The sequence below is a fragment of the Finegoldia sp. BIOML-A1 genome (genome assembly GCF_009678325.1).
In the GTDB taxonomy this organism is placed as follows: Bacteria; Bacillota; Clostridia; order Tissierellales; family Peptoniphilaceae; genus Finegoldia; species Finegoldia magna.
Genome location: NZ_WKZF01000005.1, coordinates 34,290 through 51,104, shown reverse-complemented (window position 1 = coordinate 51,104; position 16,815 = coordinate 34,290). Strand labels below are relative to the sequence as shown.

16 protein-coding genes are annotated in these 16,815 nt (G+C 34.0%); 1 reads left to right on the top strand and 15 read right to left on the bottom strand.

All coding sequences use genetic code 11. From position 1 onward, the window contains the following. Positions 1–9: 9 nt before the first annotated feature. From GKG00_RS05795 to rpmH, 15 genes are all read right to left on the bottom strand, one after another. Positions 10–498 (bottom strand): DUF4446 family protein, encoded by a 489-nt coding sequence (locus GKG00_RS05795; RefSeq protein ID WP_094204537.1) that lies wholly within the window; start codon positions 496–498, stop codon positions 10–12. Continuing rightward, positions 485–1,642: an aminotransferase class V-fold PLP-dependent enzyme gene (locus GKG00_RS05790; RefSeq protein WP_154254675.1), complete on the bottom strand. Its 1,158-nt coding sequence runs from the start codon at positions 1,640–1,642 to the stop codon at positions 485–487. The genes GKG00_RS05795 and GKG00_RS05790 overlap by 14 nt, the downstream gene beginning before the upstream one ends. Beyond that, positions 1,642–2,268 carry a cyclodeaminase/cyclohydrolase family protein gene (locus tag GKG00_RS05785; RefSeq protein ID WP_241673609.1) on the bottom strand — a complete coding sequence of 209 codons (627 nt, stop codon included), beginning with the start codon at positions 2,266–2,268 and terminating at the stop codon, positions 1,642–1,644. The genes GKG00_RS05790 and GKG00_RS05785 overlap by 1 nt, the downstream gene beginning before the upstream one ends. Positions 2,269–2,273: 5 nt before the next feature. After that, entirely contained in the window at positions 2,274–3,083 is an 810-nt protein-coding gene (locus tag GKG00_RS05780) for a ParB/RepB/Spo0J family partition protein (RefSeq protein WP_094225266.1), read from the bottom strand. Then, complete coding sequence (locus tag GKG00_RS05775; RefSeq protein WP_094206503.1) at positions 3,083–3,829, bottom strand: AAA family ATPase; 747 nt, start codon at positions 3,827–3,829, stop codon at positions 3,083–3,085. Before GKG00_RS05775 ends, GKG00_RS05780 begins: the two co-directional genes overlap by 1 nt. Before the next feature lie 52 nt (positions 3,830–3,881). Then, positions 3,882–5,114 (bottom strand): competence/damage-inducible protein A, encoded by a 1,233-nt coding sequence (locus GKG00_RS05770; RefSeq protein ID WP_154254673.1) that lies wholly within the window; start codon positions 5,112–5,114, stop codon positions 3,882–3,884. A gap of 1,254 nt (positions 5,115–6,368) precedes the next feature. Further along, the gene (gene rsmG, locus GKG00_RS05765; protein WP_154254671.1) at positions 6,369–7,061 is read right to left on the bottom strand and encodes a 16S rRNA (guanine(527)-N(7))-methyltransferase RsmG; all 693 of its coding nucleotides are present in this window, start codon (positions 7,059–7,061) and stop codon (positions 6,369–6,371) included. Beyond that, positions 7,061–8,944 carry a tRNA uridine-5-carboxymethylaminomethyl(34) synthesis enzyme MnmG gene (gene mnmG / locus GKG00_RS05760; protein ID WP_154254669.1) on the bottom strand — a complete coding sequence of 628 codons (1,884 nt, stop codon included), beginning with the start codon at positions 8,942–8,944 and terminating at the stop codon, positions 7,061–7,063. Before mnmG ends, rsmG begins: the two co-directional genes overlap by 1 nt. Before the next feature lies 1 nt (position 8,945). Next, positions 8,946–10,304 carry a tRNA uridine-5-carboxymethylaminomethyl(34) synthesis GTPase MnmE gene (gene mnmE / locus GKG00_RS05755; RefSeq protein ID WP_154254667.1) on the bottom strand — a complete coding sequence of 453 codons (1,359 nt, stop codon included), beginning with the start codon at positions 10,302–10,304 and terminating at the stop codon, positions 8,946–8,948. A gap of 111 nt (positions 10,305–10,415) precedes the next feature. Next, the gene (locus GKG00_RS05750) at positions 10,416–11,954 is read right to left on the bottom strand and encodes an ABC transporter ATP-binding protein (protein ID WP_154254666.1); all 1,539 of its coding nucleotides are present in this window, start codon (positions 11,952–11,954) and stop codon (positions 10,416–10,418) included. 259 nt (positions 11,955–12,213) lie between these two features. Further along, positions 12,214–13,137 carry an RNA-binding cell elongation regulator Jag/EloR gene (jag, locus tag GKG00_RS05745; protein ID WP_154254664.1) on the bottom strand — a complete coding sequence of 308 codons (924 nt, stop codon included), beginning with the start codon at positions 13,135–13,137 and terminating at the stop codon, positions 12,214–12,216. After that, on the bottom strand, positions 13,134–13,865 hold the full coding sequence (locus GKG00_RS05740; protein WP_094207867.1) for a YidC/Oxa1 family membrane protein insertase: 732 nt from the start codon (positions 13,863–13,865) through the stop codon (positions 13,134–13,136). Before GKG00_RS05740 ends, jag begins: the two co-directional genes overlap by 4 nt. 15 nt (positions 13,866–13,880) lie before the next feature. After that, positions 13,881–14,093 (bottom strand): membrane protein insertion efficiency factor YidD, encoded by a 213-nt coding sequence (gene yidD / locus GKG00_RS05735; RefSeq protein WP_080565301.1) that lies wholly within the window; start codon positions 14,091–14,093, stop codon positions 13,881–13,883. After that, complete coding sequence (gene rnpA, locus GKG00_RS05730; RefSeq protein WP_002837620.1) at positions 14,081–14,422, bottom strand: ribonuclease P protein component; 342 nt, start codon at positions 14,420–14,422, stop codon at positions 14,081–14,083. The genes yidD and rnpA overlap by 13 nt, the downstream gene beginning before the upstream one ends. A 29-nt stretch (positions 14,423–14,451) precedes the next feature. Further along, positions 14,452–14,586: a 50S ribosomal protein L34 gene (gene rpmH / locus GKG00_RS05725; protein ID WP_002835948.1), complete on the bottom strand. Its 135-nt coding sequence runs from the start codon at positions 14,584–14,586 to the stop codon at positions 14,452–14,454. 613 nt (positions 14,587–15,199) lie between these two features. Here rpmH and dnaA point away from each other — a divergent pair. Continuing rightward, a complete protein-coding gene (gene dnaA, locus GKG00_RS05720) occupies positions 15,200–16,642 on the top strand; it encodes a chromosomal replication initiator protein DnaA (RefSeq protein ID WP_154254663.1) in 1,443 nt (480 codons plus the stop codon). Positions 16,643–16,815 lie beyond the last annotated feature (173 nt).

Below are 16,815 nucleotides of genomic sequence, written 5' to 3'. Positions count from 1 at the left end.
AATAATGTTCTATTTTAAAGCTTTCTTCAAAGCTTCATTTTCTTCTTCGCTTAGTTTTTCGCTACATTTAGCGTTTGTTATGATTTTGATGTAGCTTGTAGATTGTTCTCTTCCGAAAATCGATGTGATTATAAGCCCGTTGTCATTGGCATCCAACAAACATAGTGAATATGAAAGTTTGTTAGTCAAATACTCAAACGCATCATAGTTAACAAGTCCGATTTTTTGAAGTGATATTGCTTGTAAAGTTTCCACAGATTCCAATGTTTTGGACAATTCTTCGATTCTTTTTTGATTTGCCACGATATCTGTAGAATTTTGATTCAAAATATCTTCAATGTCACCATCTTGTGCTCTGAAAAGCGCATCGTATCTTCTTTTGACCCTGTTGACTTTTTTGTTGACGATGTTGATTTTACGGAAATTTATCACGGAAACTAATACCACAAACACCATAAGAATTATCAATATTGTGTTCATAGCACTAGATAGCCCCATCTTTGTCTCCTCTGTTGATTTCTTTCAACGCTTCAATCGCCTTGTCCACTTCTTCTTCAGTGTTGAAATGGCCAAATGAGAACCTAACTGCACCGATGTCTTGTGTATGAATCGTCTTGTGTGCAAGTGGCGCACAGTGAATTCCAGCTCTTGTTGCGATATCGTATTTGTCATCTAGGATGTATGCCAATTGGCTAGAGCCTATTCCTTCAACATTCACAGGCACTACTGGTCCTTGGTGTTCATCCAAACTTCCGTATAATGTGATACCTTTTTCGTCTTTCAAACCATTTATAAATCTGTCTTTAAGACTATTTTCATGATCTCTAATGTTTTTCAAACCTTCTTGTTTGATGAAATCAACTCCTGCAGAAAGTGCATAAATCGCAGGTCCGTTGATAGTTCCAGCTTCTAATCTGTCAGGATATTCGTCAGGTTGTTCCAAATCTTGTGAATGCGAGCCAGTTCCGCCTTGTTTTAAGCTTTTGACATCAATTCCTTCTTTTATATACATAGCTCCCGTTCCCATTGGTCCAAACAACGATTTGTGTCCAGGAAAACACAACACATCTATCGGCATATTTTTCATATCAAAATCCAAATATCCCATAGCTTGTGCAGCATCCACAATGTACAAAATATCGTGAGCGTGCATAATTTCGCCGATCTTGCAGAAATCAACGATGGTTCCTGTCAAGTTACTCATAGCAGTTGTCACGCAAACTCTGGTCTTGTCAGTGATTGCTTCTTCGATTTTGTTGACATCCAAAATCCCACGTTCGTCCGCATAAACAACCGTCAAATCGATAAATCCATCTTCTTGCATTTTGTGAAGAGGTCGAAGAACTGAGTTGTGTTCCAAAGATGTCGTGATAACGTGGTCGCCTTTTTTAACAAGCCCTTTGATTGCCATGTTCAAGCTATCTGTACAGTTCAATGTGAAAATCAAATTTAGAGGATTCGTTCCGCCGACAAATTCTGTGATGTTCATTCTAGAATTAAAAATCGCCCTATCCATTTTAAGTGACAATTTATGTCCACTTCTTCCCGGATTTGCGGCAAATTCTCTCATTGCTTCATCGAGTTTTTCATAAACTATCTCAGGTTTTGGAAAACTCGTCGCAGCATTATCAAAATAAGTCATTATACCTCACCTATTTTTTTGTATGAAACTTCTTCAATTTCTCTCAATAAAACTTCTGATTTGTCTTCTAATGCTGTGATTTCATCAGCTACTTTCTTACTATCTCCAAGTTGTTTCATGTTGATTTTAGCGTTCAACATTACTGATTTCATGCTAGAATGTAATAAATATGCACTTGCTAAAAGGTCTGTTATTGCATATTTATCGATATATTTTGCAATTTGTTTTACAAGTTCCATTGCTTCCATCATAATTCTAGCAGAAGACATTGGAGATTCTGTAGCGATGATGTATCCATCGGCTATCATTTTCTTTCTGTAAGCTTTTTCTTCGTCTGTTTCCTTAGGTAGTTTGTATGCTTGAAGAACAGAGTCAAAGCTTTTAGTATCTTCAACCATTTTTTCCTTTAATTCTTCAATAATTTCAGTAAGTCTGTCAACATGACTTCTGATTTCTTGTTGAGTTTCATCGTCTAATGCTTTGAAAGATTTCTTGTCTTCAGTTAGATAGAAACTCATGTTTCCAATACCTACTCCCAAAAGTGCAGTCAATGCACTGATAGAACCTCCACCTGGAAGTTCCTTTGAGTTTACATTTTTAATAAATTCTTCTAAAGTTTGATCCATAAACATCATAGCTCTAATATCTCCATAATCCTTTCTAAATCTTCATTAGATAGATATTCTATCTCTATACTTCCGCCTTTTCTTCTTGGCTTAATTCTAACCTTTGTAGAGAATTTCTCCAAAAACCTGTTTTGCAAATCCAACAAAAACGGGTCTGTTTCCTTGGACACTTTTTCTATTTCTCTGACATTTGTCTTCTTGGATAATAGCTTGTCCAATAACGCTTTTCTCTTTTTCATATCGTCAATTGCAAGTAAACTTCTAGCTTGTGATGATGTGATGTCGCCCTTTTTTAAGTGTTCCAATGACAACTCATCTAAGTTAAGAAGTCTCAATGTATTTGCAATATATGATCTTGATTTGGACAATTTGTCTGCCAATTCTTTTTGAGTTAAATTGTAGTTTTCCATCAAGTTTTTGTAAGCGACGGCCTCTTCAACAGCATTCAAATCCTCACGTTGAATGTTTTCGATAAGCGACACCTCTGCCACTTCACTATCTTCCATTTCCTTAACAATTGCAGGAATCTCAGATAAACCAGCCTCTAAGCTTGCCAAAAACCTTCTTTCTCCGGCGATAATCTCGTATTTTTCGTCCTTTTTTCGAACGATAATCGGAGATATTACTCCGTACTCTTTGATAGAATTTGCTAACTCACGTATTTTATCTTTTTCAAAATGTGTTCTTGGTTGATCTTCTCTTCTAATTATTTTTGATAATTCGATATTAACAATCGAGTCAGAACTTGTCGTTTCTATAATATTTTGTGGTATTAAAGCGTCTAAGCCTCTTCCTAATCCCTTTTTCCTAACCATTATAAAAATTCCTCCGCTAGTCTCGTATAAGCAATAGATCCTTTGGAATTTTTGTCGTAAGATAACGCACTCATTCCATAGCTTGGAGCTTCTGCTAACCTTATATTACGCGGTATCATAGTCGTAAACACCTTATCTTTGAAGTATTTCTTGACCTCTTCCACCACTTCCAAACTAAGATTATTTCTACCATCAAACATACTCATAACAATACCTTCTATTTCTAAGTTTTCATTAAGTGAACTTCTCACCAAATTAATAGTATTCATAAGTTGACTTACGCCTTCAAGCGCATAAAACTCACATTGGATAGGTATAAGGACAGAATCTGCCGCCACCAATGCGTTTATAGACAACGTCCCCAATGAAGGAGGGCAATCTATAAAACAAAAATCATATCCACTTACATTAGAAAGTATATTAGATAACACTTTTTCTTTATCATCAGTGTTTATAAGTTCCACCTCAACCCCTGACAAATCAGACGTTGCTGGGATTATATCCACGTTTTTTTCTTCAGTTTTGATGATAAAATCCTCATCAAAATCGTCATGAACCATCAAATCGTAAATGCTTTTTTGAAGCTCAAACTTATTAATTCCAAAGCCTGAAGTCGTGTTACCTTGCGGATCCAAATCCACTACAAGTACTTTTTTTCCTTTCAAACCAAGAGCTGCTGACAAATTAACGACGGTAGTAGTTTTGCCCACTCCACCTTTTTGATTAAATACACATATTGTTTTCAAATTTACAGCTCCTTTCATATTTATTATAGCACAAATAAAGTTCTAATTTGTTTTAAAATGTTTCACGTGAAACATTTTCTAAAATCATTAGTCTCAGCTCTGCCAAAGCACGATTTGAAACTCTATTTCTAATTTTATTGCGTTCCCCATGAAGCTGTAATTTTAGCGTTTTTATCACATTTTTGTATCCCAAGCCAACATAAACAAGCCCAGCGTTTTCTCCTGAAGCGTAACCCGTCGTAGATATTGCACAGTCAACATTAAATTTTTCAAACATCCTCTCAACCATCTCAAACGCAACATTCTCACTAACAACACCGTATGTGTCAATAGTTTCAGCGTTAACGCCAAGCAGATCTATCTTTGCCTCATTAGAATACACCACCAATGAACTTTTCAAATAATCGCTAACTCCAGACACATTCACAAGCTTAGATGCAATCATACCACCTGTAATGGATTCTGATGTCATAATCGACAAATCGTATTCTTTCAACACCTTGTAGACCGATTCTTCGATTGTTTCATCATTTTCTCCAAAAATATACATGCCAAGTCTATCTCGAAGTTCTTTTTTCTTTTCATCAATCATAGAAAGAGCAGTTTGTCTATCAGATGCTTTTGCAGTTATTCTAAGTATCCTTTTATCCTTTTTAAAATACGGAGCGACCGTTGGATTATTTGACGATTCAATGATATCCTTGACCCTTTCATTAATGTCCCATTCTCCAAGAATAGAGATATTCAAAGTTTCAGAAATAATGCAGTCTGTCGCAAATTGTTCCAGAACTTTTTGCACTTGTTGTTCATAAATAGGCTTCATCTCAGCTGGTGGACCTGGAAGAAATAATATTCTCTTTCCATTGTGTTCAATCATTGCACAATCTGCTGTTCCATTGAAGTTTTCAAAAACAATCGCATCTTCTGGAAACATACATTGTTTTATGTTGCCTTGGATTGCCTTCTCGTCTTCGTTAAAATACTTTCTCAATTTCTCATAACTTTTTTCGTTCAGAACCATTTTTTTGCCAAGACAATCACAGCAGCATTTTTTTGTAATGTCATCTTCAGTCGGTCCCAAACCACCTGTAGTTACAATCAAATCATTTTGTTTCAATCCTTCTTCGATTTCCTTGAACAATCTATCATAATTATCGCCAACCACAACCCTCTTGTACACATCAAACCCCAACTCCCTCATTTTAATAGAAAGGTAGTTAGAATTCGTGTCCAAAGTTTCACCAAGCAATAATTCCGTCCCAACGGCTATTATTTGAACTTTCATCTTCCCTCCATATAATTTTACCTATATTTTATTTTACCTACCTTAAAACGCCTCTCAGAGCGTCGTTTTTCTTTCCATTTACAATTAAATTATATCACTAATGAAATTTTCATTAAAATGTTTCACGTGAAACATTTGTAGTTTAAAAATAGAAAAACATTCTTCCCTCTCCCAACGCAATCAAAATCTCACGAGAAATTTATCTTTTCTTTTTCTCTTTAATCTAGCGAAACAAAAAAGTAGAATACATTTCCACTCTCTAGTAGCAATGAAAAACCCTCGAACAATATATTTTTCCCTTTCCCTTTTAATTTCAAGCAAACAAAAAAGCAGATTACCGCGATTGACGGAAAATATCATCTGGAGAAAACAACCTCAAATTCAAGCGAAGTGAATCGTTAAGAAATTGCACTGTCTGAGCGTTAGCGAGTTTGCAATTTCAGATTCACAAGCTTAGAATTTGTTTATTTTCGTAAGCTAGATATTTGAGCCAATCCGGTTTTCTGCTTATTATTGTGAAATATTCTTTCCTCTCTAGTAGCAATCAAATTTCCATAAATACGACTACTTTTTCCTTTTTCTTCGTAAATCTAGCGAAACAAAAAAGTAGAATACACTTTCGCTAAGAATATCATACGTAATAAATTGTTGTGATTTTACATCGAAGAACCACGTCAAAAATCCAACTGTTTGAGAGCTTTAGCTCGAGTTTTGGATTTTAGTGGTTTGAGATTAACAAATCACCAATTTATGGAGTCAGATATTCGTGCAAAAATGTTCTTCTACTTTTAGCAATTACTATAATATTGTCCCTCTTAATTGTCAATTCGGCTTTCTGGTTATTATTGTGAAGTATTTTCTTCCCTCTCTAGTAGCAATCAAAATCCCATGAACAATTCTATTTCTTACTTTTTCAAGCAAAATCCACACAAACAAAAAAGAAGATTACCGCGATTGACGGAAAATATCATCTAACGAAACAAAAAAGTAGACTACATTTTTGCTAAGAATATCATACGAAGAAAATAAGCATAAATCCAAGTGAAATAAGCCGTCAAAAATCGCACTGTTTGAGCGATAGCGAGTTTGCGATTTTAGGCTTATGAGCTTTGGATTTATTTATTTTCGTAGTCTAGATATTCGTGCAAAAATGTTCTTCTACTTTTAGCATTTGCTATAATATTGTCCCTGTTAATAGTCAATTCGGCTCTCTGCTTTTTATTGTGAAGTATTTTGTTGTCAAAATCCCATTATTTATAGTGGGTTTTTCTTAGGTTTGCCGCCACCTCGTGGGTATTTCTTCGGAGTTTCTTTAATTTTCTTGATTACAACCAAGCTTCTGTCTTCGTCATCTATTTTGTAATCAATAGTTTGTTCTATTTTCCCGCCGAGGATTTTGATTGCGTTCTCTCCTACGTCTGTTTCGTCGGATTTGCCCTTCATGGCTATCATATATCCTCCGACTTTTACAAATGGTAAACAGAACTCAGCTAACGTGTCAAGTTTTGACACTGCACGTGATATACAATAATCGTATCGTTCTCTGTATTCAGCAGTTCTCGTGCATTCCTCTGCTCTTTCGTGGACTGCTTTGATATCTGTAAGTTGTAGTTCATCTATAACATCCTTTAAGAAATCAACTCTTTTTCTTAAACTGTCGAGCAATGTGAACTTCAAATCATTTCGAGCGATTTTTATTGGAATAGCTGGAAATCCTGCACCAGTTCCCACGTCAATTATAGTTTTGTTTTCTTCAAAATCGAACAAATTCAATACGTACAAGGAATCCACAAAATGTTTCACGTGAAACATTTCTTCTTCAGTGATTGCTGTCAAGTTCATTACCTTGTTCTTATCCAACACCAAATTCATGTATTTTAACAGCAAATCTATTTGATTGTCATCCAATTGTATTTCGTAATCGTTCAATGTTTCTTTTAGTGACATTATTTCTTCCTCGTTTCCATATAAATCAATAAAGCGTTGATGTCAGAAGGGCTCACACCACTGATTCTGCTCGCTTGACCCAACGATTCTGGTTTGATGTCATTAAGTTTTTGTACAGCTTCATTGGAAAGGCCCATAACTTCCTTGTAATCCTCGATCATATCCAGTTTTCTGTTTTCGAGCTTTTTAAATTGCTTGATTTGGCTCATTTGTTTTGCAATGTATCCCTCGTATTTGATGTGTGTTTCCACTTGTAGTCTCAAATATCTAGGCAGTTCTGGTCTATCAACGTCAAATTCTTCTGTTTTATCGTAAGTTAATTCTGGTCTTTTGATTAAATCCAACAAAGTTATGCCTGTTTTAAGTTCAGATGACCCAAGTTTTCTAAGTTTTTCGTTGGTTTCTTCTGTTGGAGTCACCATGATTGACTTCAATCTTTCGATTTCTTCGTCAATCGTCTTCTTCTTGTGAAGCATTTTTTCGTATCTTTCATCTGTCGCAAGTCCAATCTCGTGTGCTCTTTCAGTAAGTCTCAAATCAGCATTGTCTTGTCTCAAAGTCAAACGGTACTCGCATCTGCTTGTCATCATTCTGTAAGGTTCGTTAGTTCCTTTGGTTACCAAATCGTCTATCAATACGCCAATGTAAGCATCGGATCTGTCCAATACGAATGGCTCCTTGCCAAGCAAATTCATAGCCGCATTAATTCCTGCGATAATTCCTTGACCGGCGGCTTCCTCGTATCCACTGGATCCATTGATTTGTCCTGCAAAGAACAAATTATTGATTCCCAAATGTTCCAAAGTCCTCTTTAATATAGTAGGATCGATGCAATCATATTCGATTCCGTACGCACTTCTCATAAATCTCACGTTTTCGAAACCAATGATTGTCTTGTACATTTCCTTTTGCACTTCTTCTGGAAGAGTCGATGACACGCCTTGAATATACATTTCCTTAGTTGATAAACCTTCAGGTTCCACGAATACTTGATGCTCATCACGGTCTGGAAATCTCACGATTTTATCTTCAATCGAAGGACAATAACGTGGACCCACACCTTTCACAATACCCGCATACATCGGAGATCTCTCCAAATTATCCTCAATAATTTGTTTTGTTTTAAGTGTAGTGTACGTCAAATAGCAGTTTTCTTGCTTCTTTGAAATATCTTTTCCGTCATTCAAAAACGAAAAAGGAATAACATCGTCATCACCAGGTTGCACAGTCATCACTTCGTAGTTCAAACTGTCCTTGTGAACTCTCGCAGGAGTTCCAGTCTTAAATCTTCTAAGTTCAATCCCCAAATTTTTCAAAGAGTCTGACAATTTCTTAGATGATTTCATACCGTGAGGGCCAGATTCATAAGTGTATTCACCCATCATCACAAGTCCTTTGAGATATGTCCCAGTCGCAAGAATCACAGCTCTTGTTGGGAAAATCGCTCCCTGTGCAGTAGTTACGGATTTTATTTTGTTGTCTTCAACTCCAATATCCACGACTTCCGCTTCAATCAAATCCAAGTTTTCTGTGTTTTCCAACACGCTTTTCATCTCATCGTGGTATTTTCTCTTGTCCGCTTGAACCCTCAATGAGTGAACCGCAGGACCTTTGGAAGTGTTCAACATTCTCGATTGAATGTAAGTCTTGTCAATGATAAGACCCATCTCGCCACCTAATGCGTCAACTTCCTTAACCAAGTGACCCTTTCCAGTGCCACCAATGTTCGGATTACATGGCAAATCAGCCACAGAATCCAAACTAATACTCATAATCGCAGTCTTTAATCCCAACCTCGCTGTAGCCAACGCAGCCTCACAACCGGCGTGACCTGCACCTACAACCACAACATCGTAGGGATTTTCATAATATAATCTATCCATTTTATTTACCTATACAAAAATCGCTAAAAATCTTATTCAACACATCGTCATCCACAGTTTCTCCAGTGATTTCGCCCAAGATTTCCCAAGCATTTCTCAAATCAACCTCGAAACAATCAATAGGAACTCCAGCTTCCATATCGTGTAGAGAACTCTCCAAAGATTTAATAGCTTTGTTAATAATATCTCTATGTCTAATGTTTGTAATAATATTGTCGTTATTTGCTTCAATATATCCATCATTAAACATCTCTATAATCTTGTTTTCTAAATCCTCGATACCCTCGTTGTTTTTGATTGAAGTGTGAATAACCTCGATTCCTTCCAAGTTCTCATCGAAATCAAATCCACCATCCAAATCAATCTTGTTTAACAAAACAATCGACTTTTTATCTCTAATAAGATCCAAAATCTTCCTATCTTCATCGTCAAACTCTCTCGAAGAATCAAAAATCGCAATAATCAAATCCGAATCAGAAATAAAAGACACAGATTTTTCAACACCGATTTTCTCCACGATATCCTCAGTATCTCTAATACCAGCAGTATCGTTAATCTTCAGACTTATCCCGTCCAAATCGATGTATTCCTCGATGACATCACGAGTAGTTCCTGGAATATCCGTCACAATAGCCCTGTTTTCCTTCAACAAAGCATTCAACAAAGAAGATTTGCCTACATTTGGCTTACCAATTATCGTAGTATTGATACCATCTCTGATAATTCTACCTCTGTTTGCACTCTCAGAAAGCTTTTTAAGCTTATCCAAAACTTCCTTGCCCTCGTTCAAAACAGGAGTGTTGTCCAATTCGTCCTGCATATCTTCAGTAAAATTAATAGAATACTCCACATGAGATAGCATATCCAACAGCTTGTCTCTCAACTGTTTGATATTTCTGTTAACACTACCCTCCAACTGTTTCATACTCACAGAATACGCCTTGTCAGTCTTCGCCTTAATCATATCGATAATCGCCTCAGCTTGAGACAAATCAATCCTACCGTTCAAGAAAGCCCTCTTAGTGAACTCACCTGCCTCAGCAAGCCTTGCACCGTTGTTTAACAGAACTTCCAACACCTTTCTCACAGCGACAACCCCACCGTGAGTATAAATCTCCACGACATCCTCACGCGTGTATGTGTGAGGAGCCTTCATATAACAAACCAAGACCTCATCGACGATCTCATTATCGTCAACAATGTGGCCATAAGTCATTTTTCTATTTATTAAATCAGCATTATCATTAGCCCTTTTGAACACAGAATCAAGCACATCCACACAACCTTCTCCAGTCATTCGAACAATGCCAATTCCCGCTTCACCAGTAGCAGAGCTAATAGCTGCAATACAATCGTCCATATTTAGTCTATCCTTTCATTCTTTATAGCAATATTATATTATATCATACAAAAAGATTACAAATAAATAAGAGCTTACAACTTCACTATATTGAAGTCATAAGCCCGTTATTTACCTCATATCTATAACTTTATCGTATTTTTTTAAAGTTTCGTCACCGTATTGATGAATTACTTCTATTACTGTATTTTTTGAAGAGAATATAATATCATCTATTATTTCTCTATTTTTCTTATCCAAATTAGACTTTATTTCATCTGCTAAAATTAATTTTCTGTCGTGGTACATTGCTCTTGCAATTTCTACCCTTTGTCTTTCTCCTCCTGACAAACTATCATTGGATAAAACTTTGGATTTAAGATGATTTATCTGTAACTTATCAATTATTCCATTTAATTTTTCTAAATTAATATCATTATCTCCTAAAGTAATGTTATCTTCTAAATTAAGATTAAAAACATAACTACCTTGTGATATAAAGCTGGTAAAACTCCTAATCTCAGCGGTTGATAATTCCTTTTTATTAAACATAATCCTTCCTTTAGATGCTGTTAAATTATTAAATATTAAATTCAATAACGTACTTTTACCACAACCACTTTCTCCTATAATTGCGACCTTGTCACCCTTTTCTATCTTAAAATTAAAATCTTTAATAATATCTTTATCATCATACGAAAAACTCAAATTATCAAAAGTAATTGGAAAAACTTCATCATTAAGATTTATTTCTACATTATCAATATCTTGATAAATGTAGTCGTACTTTTTTAAGAGATACTTTGATGATGAACGTGTATTATTAAAATATGCAAGTTCTTGGAACTGATATCCTATATTATAACTAACTAAGTAAACACTGATGAATACGCTTGACGATATTTTACCATTAAAACTCAAATACCCTCCAAGAATAAGAGGAATCATAGAGCATACTATATCAACCAAATTAATCACAATGTTGTTTTTTGTTCGTATAATTTCATATCCCTTATAAGTATCCACATCCTGCTTTAAATATTTGTGATACAAATTAATGAAAAAGTCGGATACATTATAAATTTTGATGATGCTTCTTCCATTTTTGATGTCTTGTATTTTATTCATAAAAGCATCATCAGCTTTTGATAATTCTTCAGATTTATTATCTAATCTATTACTCCCGTAATTACTCATAAGAGCTGGAATACTGTAGAATACTATAAAAAGCATTCCCAAAAGAAAATTTCTTGTTAGTGCATAAATGATGGAAACACTTGTAAAACCAATCGACGATATAATGATTACCGTTGGTTCAATGTAGTTGTTTTCAATTTGACTTGAATCCTTTTCTATACTGCTGACAATATCATTATCGATATGATTTTCACTTTTTAAAAAATGATTGAACACTTTTAACTTAAAAGATTCTCTAAAATCAGCTATTACATACGAATAGTAAAGTCTCTTTCCACTATCACCTATAAGCATTATAATTCCACACAAAATCCCAAACACAAGTGCTTTCATCAAAAATACTGTGTCTTTATTCTCAAATGATTTTATAATCAATGATACTATTACAGGATTCACCAAAGCCTCTGTCCATGTGAGAACTATCGCAACAAAATATAAAATAAGATTTTTCTTCTTAACATTGTTTTTTATCATATTACCCTCTGAAATTTATATAACATTCTTAAAACTTGTACTTGACTAATAATATTTGATTATATTTAGCCTATTTTCTTCAAATAATTTTCGTTAACGATTTCAGAGATTATTTTTTTCTCTAAAATCTATTTATAAATTGTCATGATAATCACCACTTTCCTTTTCTTAGGATAAATCATAAAAAATTTGTTGTCAACTTTATTTCTTGTCATCCCACAAAAAAAGACCACATACCAAAGATATGTAGTCTTGTAATTTATTTTCTCTTAATAATAACTCTTCTATTAGGCTCATTGCCTTGAGAGAATGTATTCACTTTTTCATCGTTTTGAAGATAAGTGTGAATGATTCTTCTTTCGTATGGATTCATAGGTTCAAGCTTGATATCTCTTCCTGTTTGAACAGCCTTATCAGCTAATCTTCTAGCTAATTTTTGAAGAGATCTCTCTCTTTTGGATCTGTATTGGTTGCAATCCAAAATAACTCTGATGTAAGTATCACTGTTTCTATTAGTAACCAAGTTTACGATATATTGAAGAGAATCTAATGTTTCTCCCCTTTTTCCTATGATAATTCCGATATCAGATTCTTCTGAACACATAATATTGAACTTAATCATATTTCCTTCAGTTCTAGATTCGATATCGCAATCAATTCCCATATCTTCAATCATTTGTTTCAAGAAATTCTTGCTTGTGATGAAAAGTTCGTCGTTTCTATCAATAGTAACATCAGATTCAGTGTCTTGTTCTTCTTCAGTTTCTTCAGATTTTACAGCTTCTTCAGCTTCTGCAACTTCTGTAACTTCTTCAGATTCTACTGTTTCTACTGATTCTTCTACGATTTCTTCATTATCAGCTTCTGTAGGTTCTGTTTCTTCAACTTCCTCTACAATTTTCTTATCTTCTATAACTTTAGTATCTTCTTTTTGTTCTGTTTCAACTGAGTTAGAGTCAGAGTTTAGGATATTCTTCACAAAATCGCCTGTTCCCTTTTCTTTAACATCGTCTTTTAATGACACTCTAACGACAGCGTCCTTTGCTCCAAACAAGCCCAAAAAACCTTGTTTAGCTTCATTTATAACTTCGATGTTAACTTCGTTTCGATTAGCTTGAAGCTTATCCAAAGCTTTATTGACACATTCTTCAACAGTCTTCGCACTAACTACTGTGCTTCTCATCTAACTTCCTCCGCAACATCTTTTTTGTCTTTATTCTTAATTATTAACCTTATTATAACTTCTAAAACGTTAGAAAATCCCCAATAAAGAATCAAACCTGAAGCGTATTTGCTTGAAATGAAGAACATAAATATAGGCATGAAATAAATCATTGATTTGTTCATCATTTCCATTTGATCAGGTTCATTTGATTTCTTATCCTTGTTATTAGTAGGCATACTGATCTTTGCTACTAAAAATTGAGTGAAAGCATTTATTAAAGGCAATCCAAACAATACTGGATCTGGTTTAGTCAAATCAGGTATCCAGAAGAAATTACGAGCGATCTCATTAATCTTAGACACATTATCAAACATGTACTTTCCTGGTTCTCTCATTACTCTAAATAATGCCAAAACCAAAACCATTTGTAAGATAATTGGCAAACAACCACTTAAAGGATTGAAATTATACTTCTTGTATAATTCTTGCATCTTTAATTGTTGAGTTTGTGGGTCGTTCTTGTATTTTCTTTGAATTTCCTTCATTTCCGGTTGCATCAAAGCATTTTGTTCTTGAGTTTTTTGCGTATGAATAGTTACCGGAAGAGTTATAAGCTTATAAATAAGTGTTAATAAAAGAATTGATATCGCAAAATACGATATACTTTTAGGTTCAGCCATCACATGTGAGATGTTTTCATATATGAACCTAAGAATAGTTCCAAATACATTTGCAATTATTTGCAATTCTACAACTCCTTTTTATTTTAGTGGGTCATATCCGCCTTTTGAAAATGGATTACATCGTAAAATTCGCCAAATAGTCAGCCCTAACGCCTTGAAAAACGGCTTTTTCTTGAAAGCCTCCAATGCATATTGAGAACAAGTTGGATAGTATTTGCACTTCCCATGCCCCAAATACGGCGATATAGCTTTTTGGTAGAATTTGATTAAAAATATCATCACTTTTGACATTTTTTATTCGATGCCTTTCTACAAACGTGCAATAATGCAGATTCTAGCTGTTTGTAAGTTAAGTCTTCAGTGTTTTTCTTCGGGATAATAACCATATCCAAGCCCTTGTCAAACTCAGAGAAATTAAGCCTTACAATCTCTCTAAGTTTCCTCTTGATTCTGTTTCTTTCAACGGCATTGCCGTACTTTTTAGTAACAGAGAATCCGATTCGAGTTCCTTTTTTTGAATTGTACACTACCAAAGAGAAGTTTCTATTATAATAAGTCTTTCCCCTCTTGTAGACAACATTGTATTCCCTGTTATCTCTTAACCTTACACTTTTATCCATAATAAATTAAAGGCCACAATGAATGTGACCTAAGCTGATAATACTTTTCTACCTTTTCTTCTTCTAGCCTTTAAAACAGCTCTTCCACCTCTAGTAGCCATTCTATTTCTAAATCCGTGGTCTTTTTTTCTTTTTCTGTTATTTGGTTGATAAGTTCTTTTCATCAATCGCACCTCCTAGTATAAAATATAAGGACTTTTGCCTATAAAAACACTACTCCAATTATACTTATAACAATAACAATTGTCAAGCTTTTTTGTTGACAAATACCAATTAATTGAGAAAATTTATAAAATATTTTTCGAGAATAAAAAATCAAAAACCAGAGAAAAATTTTTAAAAATTTCCACAAAACAGTAAAAATTGTGGATAACTTTTATCCACAATTCATTCTAAATTTAAAATATTAAACTCCTTTTGGGGATAAGTTATCGCAAACACAAAACCATTTATCAAAATTTTCAATAAATTTGTAATAAAAGATATGATTTGCTATAATTAAAGTATCAAAAAGTATGAAAAGTACGCATTTATTAACAAATTGTTGATAAGTTGTGGATACTATGTGAATTCTTGTTTTAAAACTACACGAATTTGCTGTATATTCTAATTTAATATCCACAATTATTTTTCTATAAATTGATGTGGATAAGTTGTGCAAATGTGAATAAATTATATATTTTTTTTGTTTAAATTGGAAAATAGCTATTTATTCAATGTGGATAACTCATCATTTTGTGGATAAACTTGTTGATAAGTAAAAAAACGAGGTGAAAAATGACCGACAAAGATGAACTCTGGTTAAAAATATCTAACACATTTAAACAGGAAATGTCTGATTTGAACTTCAACACATGGATTGCTCCATTAAAACCTCTTTATTTAACAAATACTGAATTTATTTTGCTTTCTCCAAATAGATTTACCAAAAAAACAATCTATAATAAATACTACGACGATATCCAAAAATATTTGGATTTCATCAGTAATGTCAAGAGAAAAGTAGTCATCATCGACCGTTACGAAATGGATAACTACAAAGAAGAAAATATAATTCAAAACCAAAACATAGATGGGCAACGATCCATCCTTGTAAATGAAGATGTATCACAAGAAAATTACACCGTTGAAGACAAACAAACACCTGTAATACAACAACCAGAACCAAAAGATGATTACCTTTACGGAAAGAATTTGATCAGCAAATACAAGTTTGATACATTTGTAAAAGGGAAAAACAACGAACTAGCACTAGCAGCAGCTCTTGCAGTCGCACAAAATCCTGCTACAGCTTACAATCCATTGTTTATTCATGGAAAGGCGGGGTTGGGTAAGACTCACTTGATGCATGCTATTGCTCATGAAATACTTAAAAATAACCCAAAAGCAAGAGTTATTTACACTACAAGTGAATCATTTACCAACGAGCTTATATCTTCAATAGGAGATAAGTCTACGAAAAAGAATTCACAATTTAGAGAAAAATACAGAAACATCGATGTGCTTCTAATCGACGATATCCAATTCATAGCTGGAAAACAAGGTACACAAGAGGAGTTTTTCCACACATTCAACGAATTGTATAACCACAACAAGCAAATCATACTTTCCAGTGATAGACCTCCAAAAGAGATAAAAACATTGGAAGAGAGGTTAGTATCGCGTTTTGAGTGGGGATTAATGGCAGACATTCAACCACCAGATTATGAAACACGTGTGGCTATTATAAACGAGTATTTAGATAGAAATAATACATCACTTACCCCAGAAATAATCGATTATATTGCTATGAATGTCAAAAGCAATATACGTGAGTTGGAAGGGGCAGTAATGAATGTCGTAGGTCAAAAGACTCTGATAGGAGATGGCAACATCACATTAGATTTGGCAAAAAATGTTCTAAAACAACTTATCGCAGACACTCAATTAAGACCTGTAACTATAGATTTAATCATTGAGAGTGTGTGTGATAGGTACAATGTAAGTCAAGATGATTTGCTTTCAAAAAAGAGATCCAAACAAATCGCATATCCAAGGCAAATAGCAATGTATGTGTCCAGAAAATTGTTGGATATTTCTTTGGTTAGTATTGCTTCAAGTTTTGGCAAAGATCACTCAACAGTAATGCATGGAATCAAGAAAATTGAGAATGATATCAAAAAAAGTTCAGAATTTGATGAAGAAATTGATAACCTAATCAGCTACATTCAAAATTCTTAATTTATTAAACTTTATGATTGTGGATAAGTTTATTTTAGAGTTTTCTATCCACAATTTAATATTAATAACTATGTGGATAAGTTGTTGATAACTTTAAAGTGATAAACTAAAATTGTAAAAAGTTGATAATGTTGATAATCGCACAGCTTGTGCCAATTATATACACATCGTTA